Source organism: Streptomyces novaecaesareae, from assembly GCF_000716875.1.
GTDB classification, from domain to species: domain Bacteria; phylum Actinomycetota; class Actinomycetes; order Streptomycetales; family Streptomycetaceae; genus Kitasatospora; species Kitasatospora novaecaesareae.
In genome coordinates this window covers 1-22,769 of the sequence record NZ_JNWQ01000044.1, presented here as the reverse complement: position 1 = coordinate 22,769, position 22,769 = coordinate 1, and the positions used below count along the sequence as shown (strand labels likewise).

General features: G+C 71.2%; 21 protein-coding genes. 10 read left to right on the top strand and 11 right to left on the bottom strand.

Going from position 1 to position 22,769, the window contains the following annotated elements:
• Positions 1 to 16: 16 nt before the first annotated feature.
• Positions 17 to 1,225 (bottom strand): D-alanyl-D-alanine carboxypeptidase family protein, encoded by a 1,209-nt coding sequence (locus OP86_RS18475; protein ID WP_033332405.1) that lies wholly within the window; start codon positions 1,223 to 1,225, stop codon positions 17 to 19.
• A gap of 142 nt (positions 1,226 to 1,367) precedes the next feature.
• Between OP86_RS18475 and OP86_RS38180 the strand changes: the two genes are divergently transcribed.
• On the top strand, positions 1,368 to 1,625 hold the full coding sequence (locus tag OP86_RS38180; RefSeq protein WP_030059128.1) for an SCO4848 family membrane protein: 258 nt from the start codon (positions 1,368 to 1,370) through the stop codon (positions 1,623 to 1,625).
• Between the two features lie 73 nt (positions 1,626 to 1,698).
• Here the strand turns inward: OP86_RS38180 and OP86_RS18465 are convergent, their stop codons facing one another.
• Genes OP86_RS18465 through sdhC form a run of 4 tightly spaced genes read right to left on the bottom strand, consistent with a single transcriptional unit; the run spans position 1,699 to position 5,146 of the window.
• Entirely contained in the window at positions 1,699 to 2,472 is a 774-nt protein-coding gene (locus OP86_RS18465) for a succinate dehydrogenase iron-sulfur subunit (protein ID WP_030059126.1), read from the bottom strand.
• Positions 2,472 to 4,214 (bottom strand): succinate dehydrogenase flavoprotein subunit, encoded by a 1,743-nt coding sequence (gene sdhA, locus OP86_RS18460; RefSeq protein ID WP_030059124.1) that lies wholly within the window; start codon positions 4,212 to 4,214, stop codon positions 2,472 to 2,474. Before sdhA ends, OP86_RS18465 begins: the two co-directional genes overlap by 1 nt.
• 51 nt (positions 4,215 to 4,265) lie before the next feature.
• On the bottom strand, positions 4,266 to 4,757 hold the full coding sequence (gene sdhD, locus OP86_RS18455; RefSeq protein WP_030059122.1) for a succinate dehydrogenase, hydrophobic membrane anchor protein: 492 nt from the start codon (positions 4,755 to 4,757) through the stop codon (positions 4,266 to 4,268).
• 8 nt (positions 4,758 to 4,765) lie between these two features.
• Positions 4,766 to 5,146: a succinate dehydrogenase, cytochrome b556 subunit gene (gene sdhC / locus OP86_RS18450; protein WP_033332398.1), complete on the bottom strand. Its 381-nt coding sequence runs from the start codon at positions 5,144 to 5,146 to the stop codon at positions 4,766 to 4,768.
• Between the two features lie 252 nt (positions 5,147 to 5,398).
• Here sdhC and OP86_RS18445 point away from each other — a divergent pair, with 252 nt between their 5' ends.
• Positions 5,399 to 6,175, top strand: coding sequence for a hypothetical protein (locus OP86_RS18445; RefSeq protein WP_030059119.1), 777 nt, complete (start codon positions 5,399 to 5,401; stop codon positions 6,173 to 6,175).
• Between the two features lie 45 nt (positions 6,176 to 6,220).
• Here the strand turns inward: OP86_RS18445 and OP86_RS18440 are convergent, their stop codons facing one another.
• From OP86_RS18440 to OP86_RS18430, 3 genes are all read right to left on the bottom strand, one after another.
• Positions 6,221 to 6,706, bottom strand: a complete 486-nt coding sequence (locus tag OP86_RS18440) for a 2-oxo-4-hydroxy-4-carboxy-5-ureidoimidazoline decarboxylase (RefSeq protein ID WP_033332396.1) — start codon at positions 6,704 to 6,706, stop codon at positions 6,221 to 6,223.
• 295 nt (positions 6,707 to 7,001) lie between these two features.
• Positions 7,002 to 8,651, bottom strand: coding sequence for an alpha/beta hydrolase (locus OP86_RS18435; protein ID WP_051830237.1), 1,650 nt, complete (start codon positions 8,649 to 8,651; stop codon positions 7,002 to 7,004).
• 68 nt (positions 8,652 to 8,719) lie between these two features.
• Positions 8,720 to 9,475 carry an SDR family oxidoreductase gene (locus OP86_RS18430; protein WP_030059114.1) on the bottom strand — a complete coding sequence of 252 codons (756 nt, stop codon included), beginning with the start codon at positions 9,473 to 9,475 and terminating at the stop codon, positions 8,720 to 8,722.
• A 186-nt stretch (positions 9,476 to 9,661) separates the two neighbouring features.
• On the opposite strand from OP86_RS18430, the gene OP86_RS18425 reads away from it, so the two are divergent.
• From OP86_RS18425 to OP86_RS18390, 8 genes are all read left to right on the top strand, one after another.
• Positions 9,662 to 11,269 (top strand): acyl-CoA mutase large subunit family protein, encoded by a 1,608-nt coding sequence (locus OP86_RS18425; RefSeq protein ID WP_030257433.1) that lies wholly within the window; start codon positions 9,662 to 9,664, stop codon positions 11,267 to 11,269.
• A gap of 212 nt (positions 11,270 to 11,481) precedes the next feature.
• Positions 11,482 to 12,735 (top strand): amidohydrolase, encoded by a 1,254-nt coding sequence (locus OP86_RS18420; RefSeq protein ID WP_030059104.1) that lies wholly within the window; start codon positions 11,482 to 11,484, stop codon positions 12,733 to 12,735.
• 255 nt (positions 12,736 to 12,990) lie between these two features.
• Complete coding sequence (locus OP86_RS18415; RefSeq protein ID WP_030257437.1) at positions 12,991 to 14,052, top strand: BMP family lipoprotein; 1,062 nt, start codon at positions 12,991 to 12,993, stop codon at positions 14,050 to 14,052.
• 293 nt (positions 14,053 to 14,345) lie between these two features.
• On the top strand, positions 14,346 to 15,923 hold the full coding sequence (locus OP86_RS18410) for an ABC transporter ATP-binding protein (RefSeq protein ID WP_051830236.1): 1,578 nt from the start codon (positions 14,346 to 14,348) through the stop codon (positions 15,921 to 15,923).
• A gap of 4 nt (positions 15,924 to 15,927) precedes the next feature.
• Positions 15,928 to 17,091 (top strand): ABC transporter permease, encoded by a 1,164-nt coding sequence (locus OP86_RS18405; RefSeq protein WP_051830235.1) that lies wholly within the window; start codon positions 15,928 to 15,930, stop codon positions 17,089 to 17,091.
• A complete protein-coding gene (locus OP86_RS37495; protein ID WP_078588727.1) occupies positions 17,088 to 18,380 on the top strand; it encodes an ABC transporter permease in 1,293 nt (430 codons plus the stop codon). The genes OP86_RS18405 and OP86_RS37495 overlap by 4 nt, the downstream gene beginning before the upstream one ends.
• The gene (locus tag OP86_RS18395) at positions 18,377 to 18,778 is read left to right on the top strand and encodes a cytidine deaminase (protein WP_030059092.1); all 402 of its coding nucleotides are present in this window, start codon (positions 18,377 to 18,379) and stop codon (positions 18,776 to 18,778) included. Before OP86_RS37495 ends, OP86_RS18395 begins: the two co-directional genes overlap by 4 nt.
• A 105-nt stretch (positions 18,779 to 18,883) precedes the next feature.
• Positions 18,884 to 20,161, top strand: coding sequence for a thymidine phosphorylase (locus tag OP86_RS18390; protein WP_030059090.1), 1,278 nt, complete (start codon positions 18,884 to 18,886; stop codon positions 20,159 to 20,161).
• Positions 20,162 to 20,191: 30 nt separating this feature from the next.
• Here the strand turns inward: OP86_RS18390 and OP86_RS18385 are convergent, their stop codons facing one another.
• The 3 genes from OP86_RS18385 to OP86_RS18375 form a co-directional block, all read right to left on the bottom strand.
• Positions 20,192 to 20,746: a Uma2 family endonuclease gene (locus OP86_RS18385; protein ID WP_030059088.1), complete on the bottom strand. Its 555-nt coding sequence runs from the start codon at positions 20,744 to 20,746 to the stop codon at positions 20,192 to 20,194.
• Between the two features lie 22 nt (positions 20,747 to 20,768).
• Complete coding sequence (locus OP86_RS18380) at positions 20,769 to 21,443, bottom strand: alpha/beta fold hydrolase (protein WP_030059087.1); 675 nt, start codon at positions 21,441 to 21,443, stop codon at positions 20,769 to 20,771.
• An 87-nt stretch (positions 21,444 to 21,530) separates the two neighbouring features.
• Positions 21,531 to 22,769 (bottom strand): MFS transporter (locus OP86_RS18375; protein ID WP_033332391.1); only part of this gene is annotated, 1,239 nt, incomplete at its 5' end.

Here is a 22,769-nt window from a genome sequence, read left to right as displayed (position 1 = left end):
CCGTCGGGGCCGGGGATCAGCCGGCGGAGCGGCGCCGCCGCAGGACCAGCGCGCCGTACCCGAGGGCGGCCCCGGCCGCCACGACCGCCGCCCAGCCGGCGAGGCCGAGCCCGTCGTCCCCGGCGGGGGCGGGCGCCGCGGCGGCCCGGCCCGGGGTCGCGGAGGGCTGCGGCGGCGGAGCGGGCACGCCGTCGGTGCCACCGGCCTGGCCGGCCTGACCGGTCGGCCGGGCGTCGCCCGGCGGCGCCTCGTCGACCAGCTTGCCGACCGGCTGCACCTTGCCGGCCGCGGCGAAGCCCCAGTCCAGCAGGGCGGCCGTCTCGTCGTACACCTTCTGGTAGCTGGCCGGGTGCATCACCGTCACCAGCAGGGTGCGGCCGTCGCGTTCGGCGGCGCCGACGAAGGTCGAGCCGGCGTTGGTGGTGGTGCCGTTCTTCACCCCGATCAGGCCGGGGTACTTGCCCAGCAGCCGGTCGGTGTTGGCGATCCCGAAGGCGCCGCGCTGGCCGGTGTTCTTGTCCACGGCGCCGGGGAACATCGCGTCCCGGGTGGCGCAGTACGCCCGGAAGTCCGCGTTGCGCAGGCCGGCCCGGGCGAACAGCGACAGGTCGTAGGCCGAGGAGACCTGGCCGTCCATGTCGTAGCCGTCCGGGGAGATCACCCGGGTGTCCTTCGCCTGCAGCGCCTCGGCGCGCGCCTGCATCTCGGCGACGGTCTGCGCGATGCCGCCGTTCATGTGCGACAGGACGTGCACGGCGTCGTTGCCCGAGCTCAGGAACACCCCGCGCCACAGGTCCTCGACCCGGTAGTCCAGGTTCTCCTTGATCCCGACCAGGCTGCTGCCGGGGCCGATCCCCGTGATCTCCTCGTCGGCGACCCTGTGCACCGCGTTGCGGTCGAACTTGGGCAGCACGGTGTCCGCGAAGAGGATCTTCAGGGTGCTGGCCGGCGGCAGCCTGAGGTGCGGGTTGTAGGCCGCCAGCACCTCTCCTGACATGGCGTCGGAGACTATCCAGGACTGGCCGGTGAGGTCGGTCGGCAGCGGCGGGGTGCCCGCCAGCGGGGAGACCTGGACCCCGGGGAGCCCGAGCCGCTCGCCGCCGACCGCGACCGACGGCGGCGGCTGCTGCGGGGCCGCGACCGCGGCCGGGGCGGCGAGCAGGACCAGGAGGGCCGCGGTGACCGCGGCGCACAGGCGGGCGAACGTGTGACGGGGTGTGGGCACCAGCAGACCGTACCCATTCACGGCCTCCGGCGTCCGCCACTCCGGGCCCGTCCTCCGCAGGAGGGGCCCGCCATACGCCGATCGGCGGCCCGCGCATACTGGGGGACGCACACCGTCTTCACACCCCCGCCGAGGACCACCCATGAAGCTCAGCCGCCGCACCTCCTGGTTCCTGACCGCCTTCGGAGTCTGGTCGATCATCATCTGGACGACCTTCGTCAAGAACCTCTGGAAGGACTCCGGCGGCCAGGCCTTCACCAACGGCGACCACTCCCAGCCCACCGCCTTCTTCTGGGTCCACCTCCTCCTCGCCGTCACCTCCTTCGCCCTCGGCATCGCCGTCGGCACCATCGGTCTGCGGGGCCTGCGCGCCACCCGCCGCACCCCGGCCACCGACTGACCGGCCCGGAACGTGCGAAGGCCCCCGCCCGATCCGGAGATCGGGCGGGGGCCTTCGGGCTGTCAGGCGGGGATCAGAAGCGGCGGGTGACCAGCGCCCGCTTCACTTCCTGGATCGCCTTGGTGACCTCGATGCCACGCGGGCAGGCCTCGGAGCAGTTGAAGGTGGTGCGGCAGCGCCACACGCCCTCGCGGTCGTTGAGGATCTCCAGGCGCTGTTCGGCACCCTCGTCGCGCGAGTCGAAGATGAAGCGGTGCGCGTTGACGATCGCGGCCGGGCCGAAGTACTGGCCGTCGTTCCAGAACACCGGGCAGGACGACGTGCACGCGGCGCACAGGATGCACTTGGTGGTGTCGTCGAAGCGCTCGCGGTCCTCGGCGGACTGCAGGCGCTCGCGGGTCGGCTCGTTCCCCTTGGTGATGAGGAACGGCATGACGTCCTTGTACGCCTGGAAGAACGGGTCCATGTCCACGATCAGGTCCTTGAGGACCGTCAGGCCCTTGATGGCCTCGATCGTGATCGGCTTCTCCGGGTTGACGTCCTTGATCAGGGTCTTGCACGCCAGCCGGTTGCGGCCGTTGATCCGCATGGCGTCGGAGCCGCAGATGCCGTGCGCGCAGGAACGGCGGTAGGTGAGGGTGCCGTCCTGCTCCCACTTGATCTTGTTGAGCGCGTCCAGGACGCGCTCCTTCGGGTCCATCGTCAGCTGGTAGTCGACCCACACCGGGTCCGGGTGCTCCTCCGGGTTGAACCGGCGGATCCGGAAGGTGACGGTGATCAGCTGGGTCTCGTCGCTCTCGGCCGCGTCCAGAGCGGCCGAGTGCTTCTCCATGGTCGGAGTGCTCATCAGTACTTACGCTCCATCGGCTGGTAGCGGGTCGTGACGACCGGCTTGTAGTCGAGGCGGATGGAGGTGGTGCCGTCGGCGGCAACCTCCTGGTACGCCATGGTGTGCTGCATGAACTTCACGTCGTCACGGGTCGGGAAGTCCTCGCGGTAGTGGCCGCCGCGGGACTCCTCGCGGGCCAGCGCGGAGACGGCCAGCACCTCGGCCAGGTCGAGCAGGTTGCCCAGCTCGACGGCCTCCAGGAGGTCCGTGTTGTAGCGGAAGCCCTTGTCCTGGATGGAGACGTTCTTGTAGCGCGCACGCAGCGCGGCGATGTCCTCGACCGCCTGCTTCAGGGTGGCGCCGGTGCGGTACACCATCGCGTTCGCGTCCATGGTCTCCTGCAGCTCCTTGCGGATCTGCGCCACGGACTCGGTGCCGGTGGACTCGCGCAGGCCGTCGACCAGCGCCTGCACCTTCTCGGCCGGGTTCTCGGGCAGCTCGGTGAAGTCCACCGTCTGCGCGTAGTCGGCGGCGGCGATACCGGCCCGCTTGCCGAACACGTTGATGTCCAGCAGCGAGTTGGTGCCCAGGCGGTTGGCGCCGTGCACGGACACGCACGCGACCTCGCCGGCCGCGTACAGGCCCGGGACGATGTCGGTGTTGTTGCGCAGGACCTCACCCTCGACGTTGGTCGGGATGCCGCCCATGGCGTAGTGCGCGGTGGGCTGGATCGGGATCGGGTCCGTGTAGGGCTCGATGCCGAGGTAGGTGCGCGCGAACTCGGTGATGTCCGGGAGCTTGGCGTCCAGCTGCTCCGGCGGCAGGTGGGTCAGGTCCAGGTAGACGTGGTCGCCGTCCGGACCGCAGCCGCGGCCTTCGCGGATCTCGGTGTAGATCGCGCGGGAGCAGACGTCACGGGACGCGAGGTCCTTCATGACGGGGGCGTAGCGCTCCATGAAGCGCTCGCCGTCCTTGTTGCGCAGGATGCCGCCCTCGCCGCGGGCGCCCTCGGTGAGCAGGATGCCCATGCGCCAGATGCCCGTCGGGTGGAACTGGAAGAACTCCATGTCCTCCAGCGGCAGGCCGCGGCGGTACACCAGGGCCTGGCCGTCACCGGTGAGGGTGTGGGCGTTGGAGGAGACCTTGAAGAACTTGCCGGTGCCGCCGGAGGCGAACACGACCGACTTGGCCTGGAAGACGTGGATCTCGCCGGTGGCCAGCTCGTAGGCGACGACGCCGGCCGTCTTGCCCTCGTTGATCAGCAGGTCGAGGACGTAGAACTCGTTGAAGAACTCGACGCCGTGCTTGACGCAGTTCTGGAACAGCGTCTGGAGGATCATGTGGCCGGTGCGGTCGGCCGCGTAGCAGGAGCGGCGGACCGGGGCCTCGCCGTGGTTGCGGGAGTGACCGCCGAAACGGCGCTGGTCGATCCGGCCCTGCTCGGTGCGGGAGAAGGGCAGACCCATCTTCTCCAGGTCGAGGACCGCGTCGATGGCCTCCTTGCACATGATCTCGGCGGCGTCCTGGTCGACCAGGTAGTCACCACCCTTGACCGTGTCGAAGGTGTGCCACTCCCAGTTGTCCTCCTCGACGTTGGCGAGGGCGGCGCACATGCCGCCCTGCGCCGCGCCGGTGTGGGACCGGGTCGGGTAGAGCTTGGTCAGGACGGCGGTGCGGCTGCGCTGCGTGGACTCGATGGCCGCGCGCATGCCGGCGCCGCCGGCGCCGACGATGACGGTGTCGTACTGGTGAATCTGCATGGGGGGTTAACTCGCCTCTGGCCTCTGCCGATGGTCGATGGTGCTCGCGGCTCAGATGTTGGGGTCGAAGGTGAAGATCACCAGGGTGCCCAGCAGCACGGTGAAGACCGTGGCGGTGCCCATGAGCCCCTTGAGCCAGAGCCGGGTCGAGTCCTTCTCGGCGTAGTCGTTGATGACCTGACGCATGCCGTTGGCGCCGTGCAGCATGGCGAGCCAGAGCATCAGGAGGTCCCAGCCCTGCCAGAACGGCGAGGCCCAGCGGCCGGCCACGAAGGCGAAGCCGATCTTGGAGACACCACCGTCGAGGATCAGCATGATGATCAGGTGGCCGAGGATCAGGGCGACCAGGACGACACCGGACAGGCGCATGAAGAGCCAGGCCAGCATCTCGAAGTTGGTGCGGGTGCGACGCGGGGTCTTGGCCGTCCGCTGGCGCGGCGGCTCGATGACGAACGCGTCGGCCGGGTTGCCGGTGCCGAGGCCCTTGCCGGTGTGCGCCTGCTTCGACGGCACGACGATGGCGTCGGAGTATTCCGTGGTCATGTCTCGACTCACTTCCCGAACCAGGAGATCAGCGTGTGCTGCAGGATCCCGTAGAAGGAGCCGGCCATGAGGACGACCCAGACGCCGACCACGGTCCAGAGCATCTGCTTCTGGTACTTCGGGCCCTTGGACCAGAAGTCGACCGCGACGACGCGCAGGCCGTTCAGGGCGTGGAACAGGATGGCGGCCACCAGGCCGTACTCCATCAGGTTCACGAGCGGAGTCTTGTACGTCTGGATGACGGTGTCGTAGGACTCCGGGGACACTCGCACGAGGGCGGTGTCCAGGACGTGGGCGAACAGGAAGAAGAAGATGAGGACGCCGGTGACTCGATGAGCCACCCAGCTCCACATGCCTTCCCGGCCGCGGTACAGCGTTCCAGCCGGCACGGAAAAACCCTCCGGAAGCGATTGGGGGCTCGGCCGGCTTCGGTGTCGGTCAGCCCGGCCGGGTCGGTCCACCGGCCGCGAGCATCCTATCGACGCCTTCTCGCGCGCCGCCTCCGGGGGCCCCAGGTGTGATCAAACAGGCACTTCTGGCCTAGTCGGACGGGAACCGGGGCCGCATTCACCACTCTGGGTGACCAAATGGATGCGCTACGGTGGCCGCCCCCCGACCGCCGACACCCTGCCGAGGCGTCCGTGCCGCTCCGTCCCGCCCGTCCGTCCGCCGCCGCCCTGGCCGGTCTGCTGCTCGCGACCGGGTGTACCACGGTCGGCGGCCCCTCCGGGGAGGTGGTGGGGCCCGGCCGGGAGCTGACCGCGGCGCAGCTGCGGGCGGCCGCGCTGGCCGACGCCGACCTGGGCCCGGGGTACACGGTGACGGTGGTGACACCCGGTCACGGCGACACCGGGGCGGGCTCCGGGCGGGAGACGGCGGACACCCCGGCCTGCCAGCCGCTGCTGGACGTGGTGGCCCCGGTCGCCCCGCCGGGCCCGGCCGCCGCCTCGGCCTCCCCGGCCTCGGGCCGCCCGTACGCGGAGACCGATCTGAGCGTGGCCCGGGCCGCCGACCCGGCGGGCGGCGTGTACGGCGGGCTGCTCGGCTACCGGGCCGGCCGGGCGGCCGCGGTGCGGGTGGAGCTGGAGGGGCTGTTCGGCCCGTGCGCCTCGTTCACCTCGACGGCCCCGCCGCCGCCGGCCGAGAAGCCGGGGAAGCGGGTGCCGATCCGGACCAGGCACCGGCTGAACCGGGTGGACACGCCCACGCCCGGGGGAGCGGACGAGGCGATCGGGTTCACCCTCACGAATGAATCGGGTACCGCCGTGCTCGCCCAGCGCGCGGTGCTGGCCCGGGTCGGCCCGGCGCTCGCGGTGTTCACCACCTTCGGGGTCGCGGCCGCGCCGGCCGCCGCGCCGGACGAGCGGATCGTCCGGCAGCAGGTGGCCAAGCTGCGGGCCGCAGAGGCGGGGGCGTAGGGATAGGGAGGGGCGGGAGGAGGGGGTGGCCGGCGCGGGCGGTGGTCAGTGCGCTCCGGCCTCCGAGTGGGTGGCGACCAGGTGCTCCAGGCGGGTGAGGGCGATCCGGCGGAGCTCGTCCGCCGCGATCAGCCGCTCCTCGTCCGGGTCGTTGGCGAGCCGGGTGCGGATGGAGGAGAGCACGGTGTCGAGCATCTCCTCCGGGGCGACGCCCTCCAGGCAGACCACGAAGACGTGGCCGAACCGGGCCTCGTACGCGGCGTGCGCCGCCCGCAGCGCGGTGTGCGCGGCCTGGCTTCCGGGGGCCCGCATGCCGAGCAGCGGCTGCGGCATCCAGCTCTCGTCCGCCAGCGCCTCGGCGAGGTCGGCCGGGCGCAGGTCGTAGGAGGCCTCACTGGCGGCGGCCAGCAGGGACTCTATGTCGGGGTACGGCCGGTGCGCGGTGAGCCGCAGGGCCCAGCGGTGGCTGCCGCAGCAGGCCAGCAGGGCCTCCTCGGCGGCGCCGGCGTCGGCTTCGTTGAAGCGGTGCAACCCGAGGAGGGTCGGCTCTGTTCTGACGTCGAGCCGCTGTGACGGGATGTCGCTGGCCAGCGGGTCCTCCTCGTGAGGGGCGGGAAGGTGCCGGTGAAGTGGGTGGTGGAGCAGCTGAAGTATGGGGCTGCGGAGGGGCACCCGGCGCCGGTCCGACAGCGCCTCAAAGGTAGTTGAGCCGTCATCAGTTGGGGAGGGCGCGCGCCGAATTCATCCGGACGAGCTATCAAGTTGTGACGTTGACACCTTCGCGTCAGCGCCCTCCCCGCGTTTTTCTACTGACCCGGTTTTCGGATCAGGTGCAGCGGGTGCCCGGGGCCGGCATCGTGCCGTCGGTCAGGTAGGCCTCCATGGCCCGGTCGATGCAGGCGTTGCCCTTGCCGAACGCGCCGTGGCCCTCGCCGACCCGGGTCAGCAGGGTGGCGTCGGCGAAGCCCTTGGCCAGCGACTCGGCCGAGGCGTACGGGGTGGCCGGGTCGCCGGTGGAGCCGACCACCAGGATCGGCGCGCTGCCCTCGGCCCGGATGGTGTGCGGCTTCTCCTGGGTCTTGAACGGCCAGTAGGCGCAGCCCGGCTCGCTGTAGTCGTCCACCGTGACGCCCTTGGACAGCAGCGGGGCCTCGGCGAGCAGCCGGTCCACCGCCGCCTTGGCGTGTTCCGGGGTCGGCGCCGGGCGGGCGGCGTCGGCGCAGCTGATCGCGCCGTTGGCCTCGTCCATCGGGCTGTAGTGGCCGTTCTCGTCGCGGCCGTTGTACTCGTCGGCGAAGGCCAGCAGGTAGTCGCCCTTGCCGCGCATCATCGCCCAGCCGAGGCCGGCCCGCAGGTACTTCCAGGAGGTCTTCTCGTCGCCGTAGAGCATCGAGATGACGCCGGTCCAGGCCTGGTCGCGGGTGAGCTTGCGGCCGTCCTTGGTGGTCAGCGGCTTGTCGTGGAGGCCGTCCAGGAAGTCGGCGGCCTTCTTGGCGGCCTTGTCCTTGTCGGGGCCGAGCGGGCACTCGTCGGCGTGGTTCTCCACGCAGTCCGCGGCGAAGCGCTCGAAGGACTTCTCGAACCCGACCAGCTGGTCGACACCGTGGTCCAGGGTGTCCTGGGCGGGGTCGACGGCGCCGTCCAGGATCAGCCGGCCGGTGTTCTTCGGGAACTCCTCGGCGTACAGCGCGCCGAGGTAGGTGCCGTAGGAGATGCCCAGGTAGTTGAGCTTCTTGTCGCCGGCGACGGCGCGCAGCACGTCCAGGTCGCGGGCGGTGTTGCGGGTGCCGACGAAGGGCAGCAGCTTGCCGGACTTGGCCTGGCAGGCGGCGGCGTGGTCGGTGGACTGCTTGACGTGCGCGGCCTTGCGCTCGGCCGGGTCGAGCGGCTCGTCCGTCTGGTTGGCGGTGTCGTGCTGCTTGTCGTCGTAACAGACGACCGGGGAGCTGTCGCCGGTGCCGCGCGGGTCGAAGCCGATCACGTCGAAGCGGTCGTGCAGGGCGCCGGCGAAGTCCTTGGTGCCGTACTTGACCATCTCGACGCCGGAGCCGCCGGGGCCGCCCGGGTTGACCATCAGCGAGCCGACCCGCTGGTCCGGCTTGGCAGCCGGGTACCTGATCAGCGCGAGGTCGATCGCGTCGGTGGCGGGGTTGGTGTAGTCGAGCGGGACGTGCAGCCGGCCGCACTGCAGTCCGGATATGTCGATCTTGGCCTCGGCGGCCTTGGGGTCGGCCGGGCAGGCCGCCCAGGTGATCTGCTGGCCGTAGAAGGGCTTGAGCGCCGGGTCGGCCTCGCCGGTGGGCCTGGGGGTGGGCGTCGGGGTGGTGCTGGGGCTCGCGGCGGTGGACGCCGGGGTGCCGGCGGCGCGGTTCTGGGCGGGCGTGGCGGTGTCGTTGCACGCGGTGGCGAGGAGGAGGGTGCCTGCCGCCACGGCGGTCAGCAGGACATGTGGGCGGGCGGCCCGGAAGCTGTTCATCGCACGTGTGTACCACTGGGCTGTGACGTGCTCGATCTTGGGCCCCCGGGTCGCCCGCCGGGCCGGGGTCAGCCGCGGTGGACCTTGTGGTTGGCCGCCTGCGCCCGGGGCCGGACCACCAGCAGGTCGATGTTCACGTGCGAGGGGCGGGTGACCGCCCAGGCCACGGTGTCCGCGACGTCCTCCGAGGTCAGCGGCTCGGCCACGCCCGCGTACACGGCGGCGGCCTTCTCCTCGTCACCGCGGAAGCGGGTGATCGCGAAGCCCTCGGACTTCACCATGCCGGGCGCGATCTCGATCACCCGGATCGGCTCCCCGCACAGCTCCAGCCGCAGCGTGGCCGCGATGGTGTGCGCGGCGTGCTTGGCGGCCACGTACCCGCCGCCGCCCTCGTACGCGGCCAGCGCGGCGGTCGAGGAGAGCACCAGCACCGTGCCGTCCCCGGTGGCCCGCAGGGCCGGCAGCAGCGCCTGCGTCACGTGCAGCACGCCGAGCACGTTCACCTCGTACATCGCGCGCCAGTCGGCCGGGTCGCCGTGCTCGACCGTCTCGGCGCCGACCGCGCCGCCCGCGTTGTTCACCAGGACGTCCACCCGGCCGACCCCGGCCGCGAAGGCGTCCACGGCGGCCCGGTCGGTGACGTCCAGGGTGACCGCCCGCGCCGTACCGCCCCGGCCCTCGATCTCCTTGGCCAGCGCCTCGATCCGCTCGGTGCGGCGGGCGGTCAGCACCACCTCGAAGCCCTCGTCGGCCAGCCGGCGGGCGGTCGCCGCGCCGATTCCGCTGCTGGCACCGGTGACCACGGCCACCTTCTGCTCGGTCATTGCCGGGGCACGCACCTCGCCGCGTTGTCGTCGGTCGCCGATGCTCCGCATGGACTCCCTCCTCCGCCTTGCGATGCACGCACCCCAACGCCGCACGCTGGTCCAACGCGAATTGTCAGACACGCCCTACATTGCGAGGCATCGCGAGAACCGACCAGCGCCCCCGCCGATCCCCTGGAGGGACCCATGGCAGCCGAGCCGCGTCCGGCCGAGTCAGCCCGGCTTTCCGAATCAGGCCTTCCGATCGAGCCGCTGTACGGCCCCGAGGCGCTGGCCGGCTGGGATCCGGACGCCCGGCTGGGCCGGCCGGGGGAGTACCCCTACACCCGGGGCGTCTACCCGACGATGTACACCGGACGGCCCTGGACGATGCGCCAGTACGCGGGCTTCGGCACCGCCGCCGAGTCCAACGCCCGCTACCGGCAGCTGATCGCCGGCGGCGGCACCGGCCTGTCCGTCGCCTTCGACCTGCCCACCCAGATGGGCTACGACTCGGACGCCCCGCTCGCGGCCGGGGAGGTCGGCAAGGTCGGCGTGGCCGTGGACAGCGTCGAGGACATGGCGGTGCTCCTCGACGGCATCCCGCTCGGCGAGGTGTCCACCTCGATGACCATCAACGCGCCCGCCGCCCTGCTCCTGCTGCTCTACCAACTGGTCGGCGAGGCCCAGGGGGTGGCGTCGGCCGCGCTCACCGGCACGGTCCAGAACGACGTGCTGAAGGAGTACATCGCCCGCGGCACGTACATCTTCCCGCCGCAGCCCTCGCTGCGGCTGGCCGCCGACGTGTTCCGCTACTGCCGGGCCGAGATCCCGCGCTGGAACACCATCTCCATCTCCGGCTACCACATGGCCGAGGCCGGGGCCGACCCGGCGCAGGAGATCGCCTTCACCCTGGCCAACGGCATCGCCTACGTCCGGACCGCGATCGCCGCCGGGATGGCCGTGGACGACTTCGCGCCGCGCCTCTCGTTCTTCTTCGTGGCCCGGACGACCCTCCTGGAGGAAGTAGCCAAGTTCCGTGCCGCGCGCCGGATTTGGGCCGGAATCATGCGCGACGGGTTCGGGGCGCGGGATCCGCGCTCGCAGATGCTGCGCTTCCACACCCAGACCGCCGGAGTGCAGCTCACGGCCCAGCAGCCCGAGGTGAACCTGGCAAGGGTCACCGTGCAGGCGCTCGCCGCGGTGTTCGGCGGCACCCAGTCGCTGCACACGAACAGCTACGACGAGGCGATCGCGCTGCCCACCGAGAAGGCCGCCCGGCTCGCCCTGCGCACCCAGCAGGTGCTCGCCCACGAGACCGACGTCACCGCCACCGTCGACCCGTTCGCCGGTTCCTACGCGATCGAGTCGCTCACCGACGAGGTGGAGGCCGCTGCGCTGGCCCTGATGGACCGGATCGAGGAGCGGGGCGGCGCGGTGGCCGCGATCGAGGAGGGCTTCCAGAAGGCCGAGATCGAGCGCACCGCCTACCGGCTCCAGCAGGAGACCGACTCGGGCGAGCGGACGGTGGTCGGCGTCAACCGCTTCCGGTTGGACACGGAGGAGCCGTACCAGCCGCTGCGGGTCGACCCGGCGATCGAGCGGCAGCAGGGCGAACGGCTGGCCCGGCTGCGCGCCGGGCGCTCGGCCGGCGCCGTCACCCGGGCGCTGGACGCGCTGCGCCGCACCGCCGAGGGGCCGGAGAACGTGCTGTACCCGATGAAGGAGGCGCTGGCCGCCAGGGCGACCGTCGGCGAGGTGTGCGACGCGCTGCGCGGGGTGTGGGGCACGTACGCTCCGGTGGAGCGCTTCTGAGCACCGCCTGAACGGCCGTCAACGTCAGTTCTTCGTCAAGGAGATGGCGGCCGTGACCACCGGCCAGGGTGATCGTTGCACAGGGCAAGCAACTCGGGGAAGGCGGCCTAAACGAGATGTCATACCCACCTGTCCGGCCGGTATGCGCCCATCCGGAGACTAGTTTTCCGGAAGTCGGGCCAAATCCCCCCAACAGGCCTACTCTTGGGGAGATGAACCGTCCTGAGCCCGCTCAGCCGGGCGCCACTCTTGCCGCCGCCCGCCCCGCCGTCGAACTGCGCGACCGGGTGAGGGCGCTGGAGCCCGAGCTGATCGCCTTCCGCCGTGATCTGCACCGGCACCCGGAGCTGGGCCGCCAGGAGTTCCGCACCACCGGGCTGCTGCGCGACCGGCTGGTGGCGGCGGGCCTCGAACCCCGGGTGCTGCCCGGCGGCACCGGCCTGCTCGTCGACATCGTCCCGCCCGGCACCGCCCCCGGCGAGGAGTTCCTGGCCTTCCGCGCCGACATCGACGCGCTGCCGATCGACGACGCCAAGACCGACGTGCCCTACCGCTCGACCGTCCCCGGCCGGGCCCACGCCTGCGGCCACGACGTGCACACCGCGGTGGTGCTCGGCGCCGGTCTGGTGCTGGCCGAGGCCGCCCGCACCGGCGAACTGCGCCGCCCGGTCCGGCTGGTCTTCCAGCCGGCCGAGGAGGTCATGCCGGGCGGGGCGCTGGACGTGATCAAGGCCGGCGGCATGGACGGCGTCGGCCGGATCTTCGCGGTGCACTGCGACCCGAAGGTGGAGGTCGGCCGGATCGCCCTGCGCACCGGCGCGATCACCTCGGCCTGCGACCGCCTGGTGCTGCACCTGGACGGCCCCGGCGGGCACACCGCCCGCCCGCACCTGACCACCGACCTGGTGACCGCGGTGGCCAGGATGGCCGCCGACCTCCCCGGCGCGCTGGCCCGCCGGATGGACCCGCGCTGGGGCGTCAGCCTGGTCTGGGGCCGGATCGCCTCCGGCTCCGCGGCCAACGTCATCCCCCAACACGCCGAGCTGGAGGGCACCGTCCGCTGCCTGGAGCTGGACGGCTGGCGCGAGGCGCCGGACCTGCTGCACGAGCTGATCGCCAAGCTCGCCGAGACCTACCGGGCCAAGTGGACGCTGGACTACCACCGCGGGGTGCCGCCGGTGGTCAACGAGGCGGTCTCGGTCGCGCGGCTGGACGAGGTGATGACGGCGCGCTTCCTGCGCGACGGCCTCCAGGTGGTGGAGGGCACCGAACAGAGCCTCGGTGGCGAGGACTTCTCCTGGTACCTGGAGCACGCCCCGGGCGCGCTGGCCCGGCTCGGCGTCCGCACCCCCGGTGACACCACCGTCCGCGACCTGCACCAGGGCCGGTTCGACGTCGACGAGCGGGCGATCGGCATCGGCGCCGAACTCTTCGCGGCCCTGGCCCTGGAGGCCGACGGGAGCTGAGGCCGCGTCGCGGGTCGAATGGCCGACACGTGGGCGGATCGTCGGGATCCGGGGTTTCGGTGCGGTTCCGTAAACTGGGCCGAACCAACCCCGGACCACCGTCCGTGTAGGGGTAGAGGGCCTCGGGAGGGCCGTCAGACCACGGTTTGATAACAACCCGAATGCTCCGGCACCCCGTAACACAACCGTGTTCTACGCGCGTTACGGTGGCGTCCGACCACGCCAAACGGTTGCGTGTCAGAAGGAGAAACTCCCTTGCGCCGTTCAATGAAGCTCGCCGCGGTTGTGCTCTCGGGTTCCCTGGGCATGGCCTCGCTCGCCGCTTGCGGCGCAAAGAGCACCGACAACACCTCCTCCTCCGCCTCGGGCGACGGCTCGCTGAAGGTCGGTATGGCCTACGACATCGGCGGCCGTGGCGACCAGTCGTTCAACGACTCCGCCGCCCGTGGTCTCGACAAGGCCAAGGCCGACCTGGGCGCCTCCGTCACCGAGGCCGAGGCCAAGACCGGTGAGGCCGAGGCCGACAAGGAGACCCGCCTCAAGAACCTGGTCGACGCCGGCTACAAGACCGTCATCGCGGTCGGCTTCGTCTACCAGCCGGCGGTCAACAAGGTCGCCAAGGACAACCCGAACGTCAAGTTCGCGATCATCGACTCGAACGACAAGGACCAGCCGTCCAACGTCACCTCGCTGCTCTTCGCCGAGCAGGAGGGTTCGTACCTGGCCGGTGTCGCCGCCGCGAACAAGAGCAAGGCCAAGCACGTCGGCTTCATCGGCGGTGTGCAGTCCGAGCTGATCAAGAAGTTCGAGGCCGGTTACAAGGCGGGTGTGAAGTCCGTCGACCCGAACATCGTCGTCGAGACCACCTACCTGACCACCCCGCCGGACTTCTCCGGCTTCAACTCGCCCGACAAGGGCAAGGAAGCCGCCCAGGGTCAGCTCGACAAGGGCGCGGACATCATCTACTCCGCCGCCGGCTCCTCCGGCAACGGCGCCATCGAGGCCGTCGCCAACAAGCAGGGCGCCCTGGCCATCGGTGTCGACTCCGACCAGGCCAGCCAGCCGGCCCTGGCGAAGTACAAGAACAGCATCCTGACCTCGATGGTCAAGAACGTCGACAACGCGGTCTACGCGTACATCGACTCGGTCAAGAAGGGCAACGCCTTCACCGGCATCAAGCTCTTCGACCTGAAGGCCGACGGTGTCTCGCTCGCCACCACCGGCGGCAAGATCGACGACATCCAGGACAAGCTGAAGGCCGCCGGCGACGCCATCAAGAGCGGCGCCACCACCATCCCGACCGCGCCGGTCCAGTAAGGACCGCGCGTCTCGGACGCGACAGCGCCTGCCGCCTGCCCGGCAGCGCGATGATCGACACAGTTCACGGGAGGGGCCCGGCAGGGTGCGCTCAACGCGTACCCCCGGGCCCCGTTCCGTCCCCCCGTATCCGCCCTTGGCCCTCCGAGCGCAACGACGCGCCTCCAGACCACCAGGAGATCGCCATCACCGCATCCGACCCCGTCCCCCTGCGCAAGGACGGAACCCCCAGCGCGGGGACGGCGACATCGGCCGTCGAACTGCGCGGCATCACCAAGCGCTTCCCCGGTGTCGTGGCCAACCACGACATCAACCTCACCGTCCGCACCGGCACCGTGCACGCCCTGATGGGCGAGAACGGCGCCGGCAAGTCGACGCTGATGAAGATCCTCTACGGCATGCAGAAGCCGGACGAGGGCACCATCGCGATCAACGGCGAGCCGTGCGAGTTCAACACCCCCGGCGACGCCATCTCCCGCGGCATCGGCATGGTGCACCAGCACTTCATGCTCGCCGACAACCTCACGGTGTGGGAGAACGTCGTCCTCGGCGGCGAGAACCTCCACGGCATCGGCGCCAAGGCGAAGGCGAAGATCAAGGAGATCTCCGACCAGTACGGCCTGGGCGTGCGCCCGGACGCCCTGGTCGAGGACCTCGGCGTCGCCGACCGCCAGCGCGTCGAGATCCTCAAGGTGCTGTACCGCGGCGCCAAGATCCTGATCCTCGACGAGCCCACGGCCGTGCTGGTCCCGCAGGAGGTCGACGCGCTGTTCGACAACCTGCGCGAGCTCAAGTCCGAGGGCGTCACCGTCATCTTCATCTCGCACAAGCTGCACGAGGTGCTGGCCGTCGCCGACGCGATCAGCGTCATCCGGCGCGGCACCACGGTCGGCGACGCCGATCCGAAGGTCGTCACCGCCCGCCAGCTCGCCGAGATGATGGTCGGCGCCGAGCTGCCCTCCCCGGAGAGCCGCGAGTCGACCGTCACCACGACCGAGATGCTCGACGTCAAGGACCTGCGGATCGCCAAGACCGACGCCGAGGGCATCGAGCGCGTCGTCCTGGACGACATCTCGCTGCGCATCCACAAGGGCGAGATCCTCGGCATCGCGGGTGTCGAGGGCAACGGCCAGGCCGAACTGGTCGAGGCCATCATGGGCATGCTGCCGCTGGACGGCGGCACCGTCACCCTGGACGGCAAGGACCTCTCCGGCACCCTGACCCGGGCCCGCCGCGAGGCCGGTATCGGCTACATCCCCGAGGACCGCCACAAGCACGGCCTGCTGCTGGAGGCCCCGCTCTGGGAGAACCGGATCCTCGGCCACGTCACCGAGCGGCCCAACTCCAAGGGCCCGTTCCTCGACTCGGCCGCCGCCCGGACGGACACCCAGCGGATCGTCGAGGAGTACGACGTCCGTACTCCCGGCATCGAGGTCACCGCGGCCTCGCTCTCCGGCGGCAACCAGCAGAAGCTGATCATCGGCCGCGAGATGAGCCACGAGCCCAAGCTGCTGATCGCCGCGCACCCCACCCGCGGTGTGGACGTCGGCGCGCAGGCGCAGATCTGGGAGCACATCCGGGTGGCCCAGCGGGCCGGCCTGGCCGTCCTGCTGATCTCCGCCGACCTGGACGAGCTGATCGGCCTCTCCGACACCATCCGGGTCATCTACCGCGGCCGCCTGGTCGCCGACGCCGACCCGGCCACCGTGACCGCCGAGGACCTGGGCACCGCGATGACCGGTGCCGCCAGCGGCCACATCGAGTCCGAGCCGGAGGCCGTGGAGCAGTTCCACGAGACCCTCGCCGAGGGCACCGAGGCCGCGGGCACCGACCCGTCCGACACCGCCGACGACCCGCAGGCGGGGGAGTAACCACATGACCAGTCCCAACCCCGCAGCCAAGGCCGCCAAGCCCGGCCTGGCACAGCGGATCAGCGGTGAGCGGATCGTGCTCGCACTGGCGGCGCCGGTGCTCGCGGTCGTGCTCTCCGTCGCGATCTGCTCCGTCCTGCTGGCGACCTCGGGCAAGAACCCGTTCGACGCGTGGAACGTGATGATCACGTACGCCACCAAGTCGGACGGCCAGGTGGCGATCCTCAACCGGTCCACCACCTACTACCTGGCCGCCGCGGCCGCCGCCTTCGGGTTCCGGATGAACCTGTTCAACATCGGCGTCGAGGGCCAGTACAAGGTCGCGGCGCTGTTCGCGGCCTACATCGGCGCCCAGGTCGACCTGCCGGCGTTCATCCAGATCCCGCTGCTGCTGGTCACCGCCATGCTGGTCGGCGGCCTGTACGCGAGCATCGCCGGTCTGCTGAAGGTCTACCGCGGCGTCAGCGAGGTCATCGCGACCATCATGCTGAACGCCATCGCGGTCGCGATCGTCGGTCTGCTGCTCGTCCCCGGCATCTTCGCGCCGAAGGTCAGCGGCACCAGCAACTCGATCCAGACCGAGCCGATCTCGCAGTCGAGCCACTTCTTCGGCATCGAGACGGCCGGCGGCACCCTCTGGGGCTTCATCTTCATCGCGGCCCTGGTCGGTGTGCTCTTCCAGTTCACCCTGACCCGCACCCGCTTCGGCTTCGACCTGCGCGCCACCGGCCGCTCGGAGTCCGCCGCGACCGCCTCGGGCGTGAACGTCAAGAAGATGGTGGTCATCTCGATGGCCGTCTCCGGTGCGATCGCCGGTCTGATCGGCATGCCCGAGCTGCTGCAGAACTCCTTCTACTACGGCCAGAGCTTCCAGCCCGGCCTGGGCTTCCTGGGCATCTCGATCGCCCTGCTCGGCCGGAACAGCCCGATCGGCATGGCGTTCGCGGCCGTGCTGTTCGCCTTCCTGGACGCCACCGGCGCGCAGCTGCCCCTGCAGGGCGGCTTCCCGTCCGAGATCGTCTCGGTCATGCAGGGCACCATCGTCATCTGCGTCGTCGTCGCGTACGAGCTGGTGCGCCGCTACGGCCTGAAGCGCCAGCAGCAGAAGGTCGGCGAGCAGCTCGCCGCCCAGGCCGCCGCAGCTAGCAACAAGGAGGTTGCGGCATGAGCCAGAACTTCACGGCCGACTACTGGAAGAGGATCGTCTTCCCGGTCGGAGAGCCATCGGGCGCACCCGCGAAGAAGCGCAAGCTGTCCTGGCCGGTGGTCCTGCTCCTGATCGCGGGCGCCCTGGTCCTGTTCTCCGCCGTGGGCATGGCCACCGGCAACCACTCGCTGACCTCCTCCGGTCAGATCACCGCCGCGCTCAGCGCCGCCGTGCCGATCGGCATGGCCGGTCTGGGCGGTCTCTGGTCCGAGCGGGCCGGTGTGGTCAACATCGGCCTCGAAGGCATGATGGTCGCCGGCACCTTCTGCGGTGCCTGGGCCGGCTACCTGGTCAACCCGTGGGTCGGTCTGCTGGCCGGCATGCTCGGCGGCGCGCTCGGCGGTCTGCTGCACGCGATCATCACCGTGACCTTCGGCGTCGACCACATCGTCTCCGGCGTCGGCATCAACCTGCTGATCCCCGGCATCTGCGCGTACGTCAACCGGATCTACTACAAGGACTACATCTCGGCCGGTGCCGGGGCGAACCAGTCCCCGCCGGCGGATCCGCTGCCGTACATGACGATCCCGGGGCTGTCCTCCTGGCTGAAGGACATCGAGACCCACCACTGGTTCTTCGTCTCGGACGTCGCCGGCGTGCTCGGCGGCCTGGTCACCAACATCTCGGTGGTCGTGCTGCTGGCGGCCGCGCTGATCGTGGTCAGCTACTTCGCGCTCTGGCGCACGGTGTTCGGCCTGCGGCTGCGCTCCTGCGGTGAGAACCCGACCGCGGCCGAGTCGCTGGGCGTCAACGTCTACAAGTACAAGTACCTGGCGGTCATCGCCTCCGGCGCCTTCGCGGGCCTCGGCGGTGCGTACCTCTCGCTGGTCGCCGCGCACTTCTACAAGGACGGCCAGACCCTGGGCCGCGGCTTCATCGGCCTCGCCGCGATGATCTTCGGCAACTGGATGCCCGGCGGTCTCGCCATGGGCGCCGGCCTGTTCGGCTTCACCGACAGCCTCCAGCTGCGCGACCCGGAGTCGGTGCACGTGCTGATCCTGATCGTCGGCATCGCGATGATCCTGCTTGCCCTGTGGCAGCTGTACCGGCGCAAGTTCACCGCGACGGTGATCTCCTTCGTGGTCGCCGGCGGCCTGATCGCCTGGTACTCGCTGACCGACGAGGTGCAGCGCCCGCTGATCGTCGCCACGCCGTACGTGATCACCCTGGTGGTGCTCTCGCTGGCCTCGCAGCGCCTGCGGATGCCCAAGGCCGACGGCCAGATCTACCGCAAGGGCCAGGGCAAGTGACCGCCCCCGCACCTTCCGCGGTCGACTGGGAGCGGCTGCGCGAGGCGGCGCGCGAGGCGATGGGCCACGCGTACGCCCCGTACAGCAGGTTCCCGGTCGGTGCGGCCGCGCTGGTGGACGACGGGCGGGTGGTCACCGGCTGCAACGTCGAGAACGCCTCGTACGGGCTCGGGCTCTGCGCCGAGTGCGGGCTGGTGTCCACGCTGCACGCCACCGGCGGCGGGCGGCTGACCGCCTTCACCTGCGTGGACGGCGCCGGCGCGCTGCTGATGCCGTGCGGGCGCTGCCGCCAGCTGCTGTACGAGCACGGCGGGCCGGAGCTGCTGGTCGACCTCGCCTCGGGTGTGAAGCCGATGAGCGAGGTCCTACCCGACGCGTTCGGTCCGGAGCGGCTCTAGCCTCTCTGTTTGTTACGCGCGTAGAGTGTCGCGAGTGGGCCGGAACCCGGTCATCTCGCGACACTCTTCGCTTTTCATGCCTTTGAACCCCCTCTTGGAGCACGCATGGACGCCATCTCCGTCATCAGGACCAAGCGCGATCGCGGAGAGCTGAGCGACGCTCAGATCGACTGGGTCATCGACGCCTACACCCGCGGCGAGGTCGCCGACGAGCAGATGTCCGCGCTGGCCATGGCGATCCTGCTGAACGGCATGAAGCCGCACGAGATCAGCCGCTGGACCGACGCCATGATCCGCTCCGGCGTCCGGATGGACTTCTCCTCGCTGCCGCTGCCCACCAGCGACAAGCACTCCACCGGTGGCGTCGGCGACAAGATCACCCTCCCGCTCGCCCCGCTGGTCGCCGCCTGCGGCGCCGCCGTCCCGCAGCTCTCCGGCCGCGGCCTCGGCCACACCGGCGGCACCCTGGACAAGCTGGAGTCCATCCCCGGCTGGCGCGCCCTGCTCTCCAACGACGAGATGATGGACGTGCTGCGCGACGCCGGCGCGGTCATCTGCGCGGCCGGCGACGGCCTCGCCCCCGCCGACAAGAAGCTGTACGCGCTGCGCGACGTCACCGGCACCGTCGAGGCGATCCCGCTGATCGCCTCCTCGATCATGTCCAAGAAGATCGCCGAGGGCACCGGCGCGCTGGTCCTGGACGTCAAGGTCGGCTCCGGCGCGTTCATGAAGAACCTGGACGACGCCCGCGAACTCGCCCGCACCATGGTCGGCCTGGGCACCACCGCGGGTGTCAACACCGTCGCGCTGCTCACCGACATGTCCACCCCGCTCGGCCTCACCGCGGGCAACGCGCTGGAGGTCCGCGAGTCCGTCGAGGTCCTGGCCGGCGGCGGCCCGGCCGACGTCGTGGAGCTGACCCTCGCGCTCGCCCGCGAGATGCTCGCCGCGGCCGGCGTGCACGGCAAGGACCCGGCGGACGCGCTGCGCGACGGCTCCGCGATGGACCACTGGCGCCGCATGATCGCCGCCCAGGGCGGCGACGTGGACGCCCCGCTCCCGGTCGCCCGCGAGCAGCACGTCATCCCCGCGCCCGCCTCCGGCGTGCTCACCGGGCTCGACGCCTACGCCGTCGGCGTCTGCGCCTGGCGCCTGGGCGCCGGCCGCGCCCGCAAGGAGGACCCGGTCCAGGCCGGCGCCGGCGTCGAGATGCACGCCAAGCCCGGCGACACCGTCGTGGCCGGCCAGCCCCTGCTGACCCTCCACACCGACACCCCCGAGCGCTACGACTACGCGATCGAGGCCCTGGCCGGCGGCATCACCGTCGCCCCCGAGGGCACGGCGTTCACCCCGAACCCGATCGTCCTCGACCGCATCGCCTGAGGCGCCTGAGGTCTGCTCACGTACGCCGGATCAGGCGTACGTGAGCAGACCGCTGGTGTCGAGCGTCCAGGGGCCGACGGCGATCTCGTCGCCGAAGACGAACTTCTTGCGGGACGCGTAACCGGGCTCGTCGTGGATGATGCCGGTGCCGTTGCGGGGATCGACGAGCAGGTAGAGCGGAATGCCCATCGCGGCGTAGTCGTGGACTTTGTCGCGGTAGTCGCTCTCAGGGTCGGGCTCGGAGACGACCTCGACCACCAGCAGGACCTCGTGGGGGAGGAGTGCCGGCTCCTCGCCCTCAAGGGCCGTTTCGGCGAACACCATCAGATCCGGATTCCGCAATCTGCCGAGGCCGATGTCCTCCAGGTCCGCGCCGCCGTGCGCGATGTGGCCGGGATGGGTCTTCGGGAGCTGGGCGTTGAGCTGCCGAGCGATCCGCAGCACCGCGAGCTCGTGCCGGTTGGGCGGTGACAGCGTCAGGACGACCTTGCCCTCGGCGATTTCGGCCTTCCCCAGTCCCGGCGGCCGGGGAAGCCGATCGATGGTCTCCCGCAAGCGGGCGTACGACGCCGCGTCAAGGCTCACGGCCGGAGTGTATCGAGGATCGTCAGTCGGCCATCGCGGCGGTGATCTTGAGGAAGTCCGCCAGGGCCTCGTGGATGAGGTCGTGGCCGACGGGGAGGGCGTGGACCGTCCAGGTGGGGTCGTCCAGGAGACGCTCGTAGGTGGGGAGGAACGGGGTGCCCTCGAACTGCTCGGCGTGGATGTAGGTGCGCCGGGTGATGGTGTCCGCCGCGCCGGTGAGGTGGACCGGCTGCAGCAGGGTGGCCAGGGGGTGGACGGTGGCGCGCGGGTCGAGGGCGGGGTGGCGGCCGACCATGGTGTGCCCGTTGCCGGCGGCGGCGCCGGCCAGGTAGCGCTGCTTCCAGACGTCGTCGACGATGTCGTACACCGACTCGCCGTCACGCGGCACGAAGGCGTCCGCGTACACCAGGCCGGTGATCCGCTCCGGTGCGCGGTCGGCCACCGCGGAGACGACCATGCCGCCGTAGCTGTGTCCGACCAGCACCGCGTCGGTGATCTGCTCGGCCTCCAGGAGCCCGAGCACGTCCCGGGTGTGGGTGTCCAGGTTGATGCCCCCGCCGTTCAGATGACCGCGCTCGCTGACGCCGCTCAGCGTCACCGGGTACACCTCGTACCCCGCCGCGCGCAGCTCCTCGGTGAGCGGCCGGTACCACCAACCGCCGTGCAGGACGCCGGGGATGAGGACGAAGGTCGCCATTGTCGTGTTCCTCTGGTCGTTCGGGCGGTTCGGGAGGAACCTACGGTGAATACCTGACGCCTGCCGTCAGGTATTCACCGCGAATGATCAACGAACGGCCGGCGCCGTCTGCCGGGCGGCCGCATGGGCCCGGCGGGTGGCGTAGAGGGTGACGGCGGCGGCGACGGTCATGGCGGTGAGGCCGACGGTGGCGGCGCCGGGCCAGCCGGTGGCGTGGTAGGCGTCGGCTCCGAGGGTGCCGCCGAGGCTGTTCCCGAGGTAGTAGGCGATCAGGTAGAGGGCGGAGGCCTGGGCGCGGCCCTCGGTGGCGGTGCGGCCGACCGCGGAGGAGGCGGTGGCGTGGCCGGCGAAGAAGCCGGCGGTGATCAGGACCAGGCCGAGCAGGGCGCAGACCAGGGACTCGGCGAGGGAGAGCAGCAGGCCGGCGGTGGTCACGCCGATGGAGACGTAGAGGGCGCCGCGGCGGCCGAGGCGGGCGGAGAGGCGGCCGGCCGCGGCAGAGGTGCCGGTGCCGACCAGGTAGACCACGAAGATCGAGGCGGCGATCGACTCCGGCAGGTGGAACGGCGCGGCGATCAGCCGGTAGCCGACGGTGTTGTAGACCGCGCCGAACACGGCCATGAACAGCATCCCCAGCGCGTACAGCCGCAGCAGCAGGGGGTTGCGCAGGTGCCCGCCGACGGTGCGGGCGAGGGCGCGGGCGTCCACCGGGGCGGGGGTGAAGTGCCGGGCGGCGGGGATCAGCAGCCGGAAGGCGAGCGTGGCGAGCAGGGCGAGGGCGGCGGAGGCGGCGAGGCCCCAGCGCCAGCCGAGGCCGGCGGCGGTCCAGCCGGAGAGCAGTCGGCCGCCCATGCCGCCGATGCTGTTGCCGGCCACGTACAGGCCCATCGCGGAGGCCAGGGCGCTGGGGTGGACCTCTTCGGCGAGGTAGGCCATGGCGGTGGCCGGGAGCCCGGCGAGGGCGGCGCCCTGGAGGACCCGCAGCACGACGAGGGTGGTGAGGTCGGGCGCGAAGGGCAGTGCGAGGGCGAGGACGGAGGCGGCGAGGGTGGAGGCCGTCATCACCGGGGTGCGGCCGTACCGGTCGGAGAGCGCGCTCGCCGGGAGCAGGCCGAGGGCGAGTCCGAGGGTGGCGGCGGAGGCCGTCCAACTGGCCTGGCCGGGGGTGAGGTCGAGGTCGGCCGAGAGGACCGGCAGCAGGCCCTGGGTGGAGTAGAGCAGGACGAAGGTCGCGACCCCGGCGGCGAACAGGGCGAGGTTGGCGCGGCGGAAGGCGCGCTGGCCGGGGCGGTGGCGGTCGTCCGCGGTGGGGCGGGCGGCGGGGGC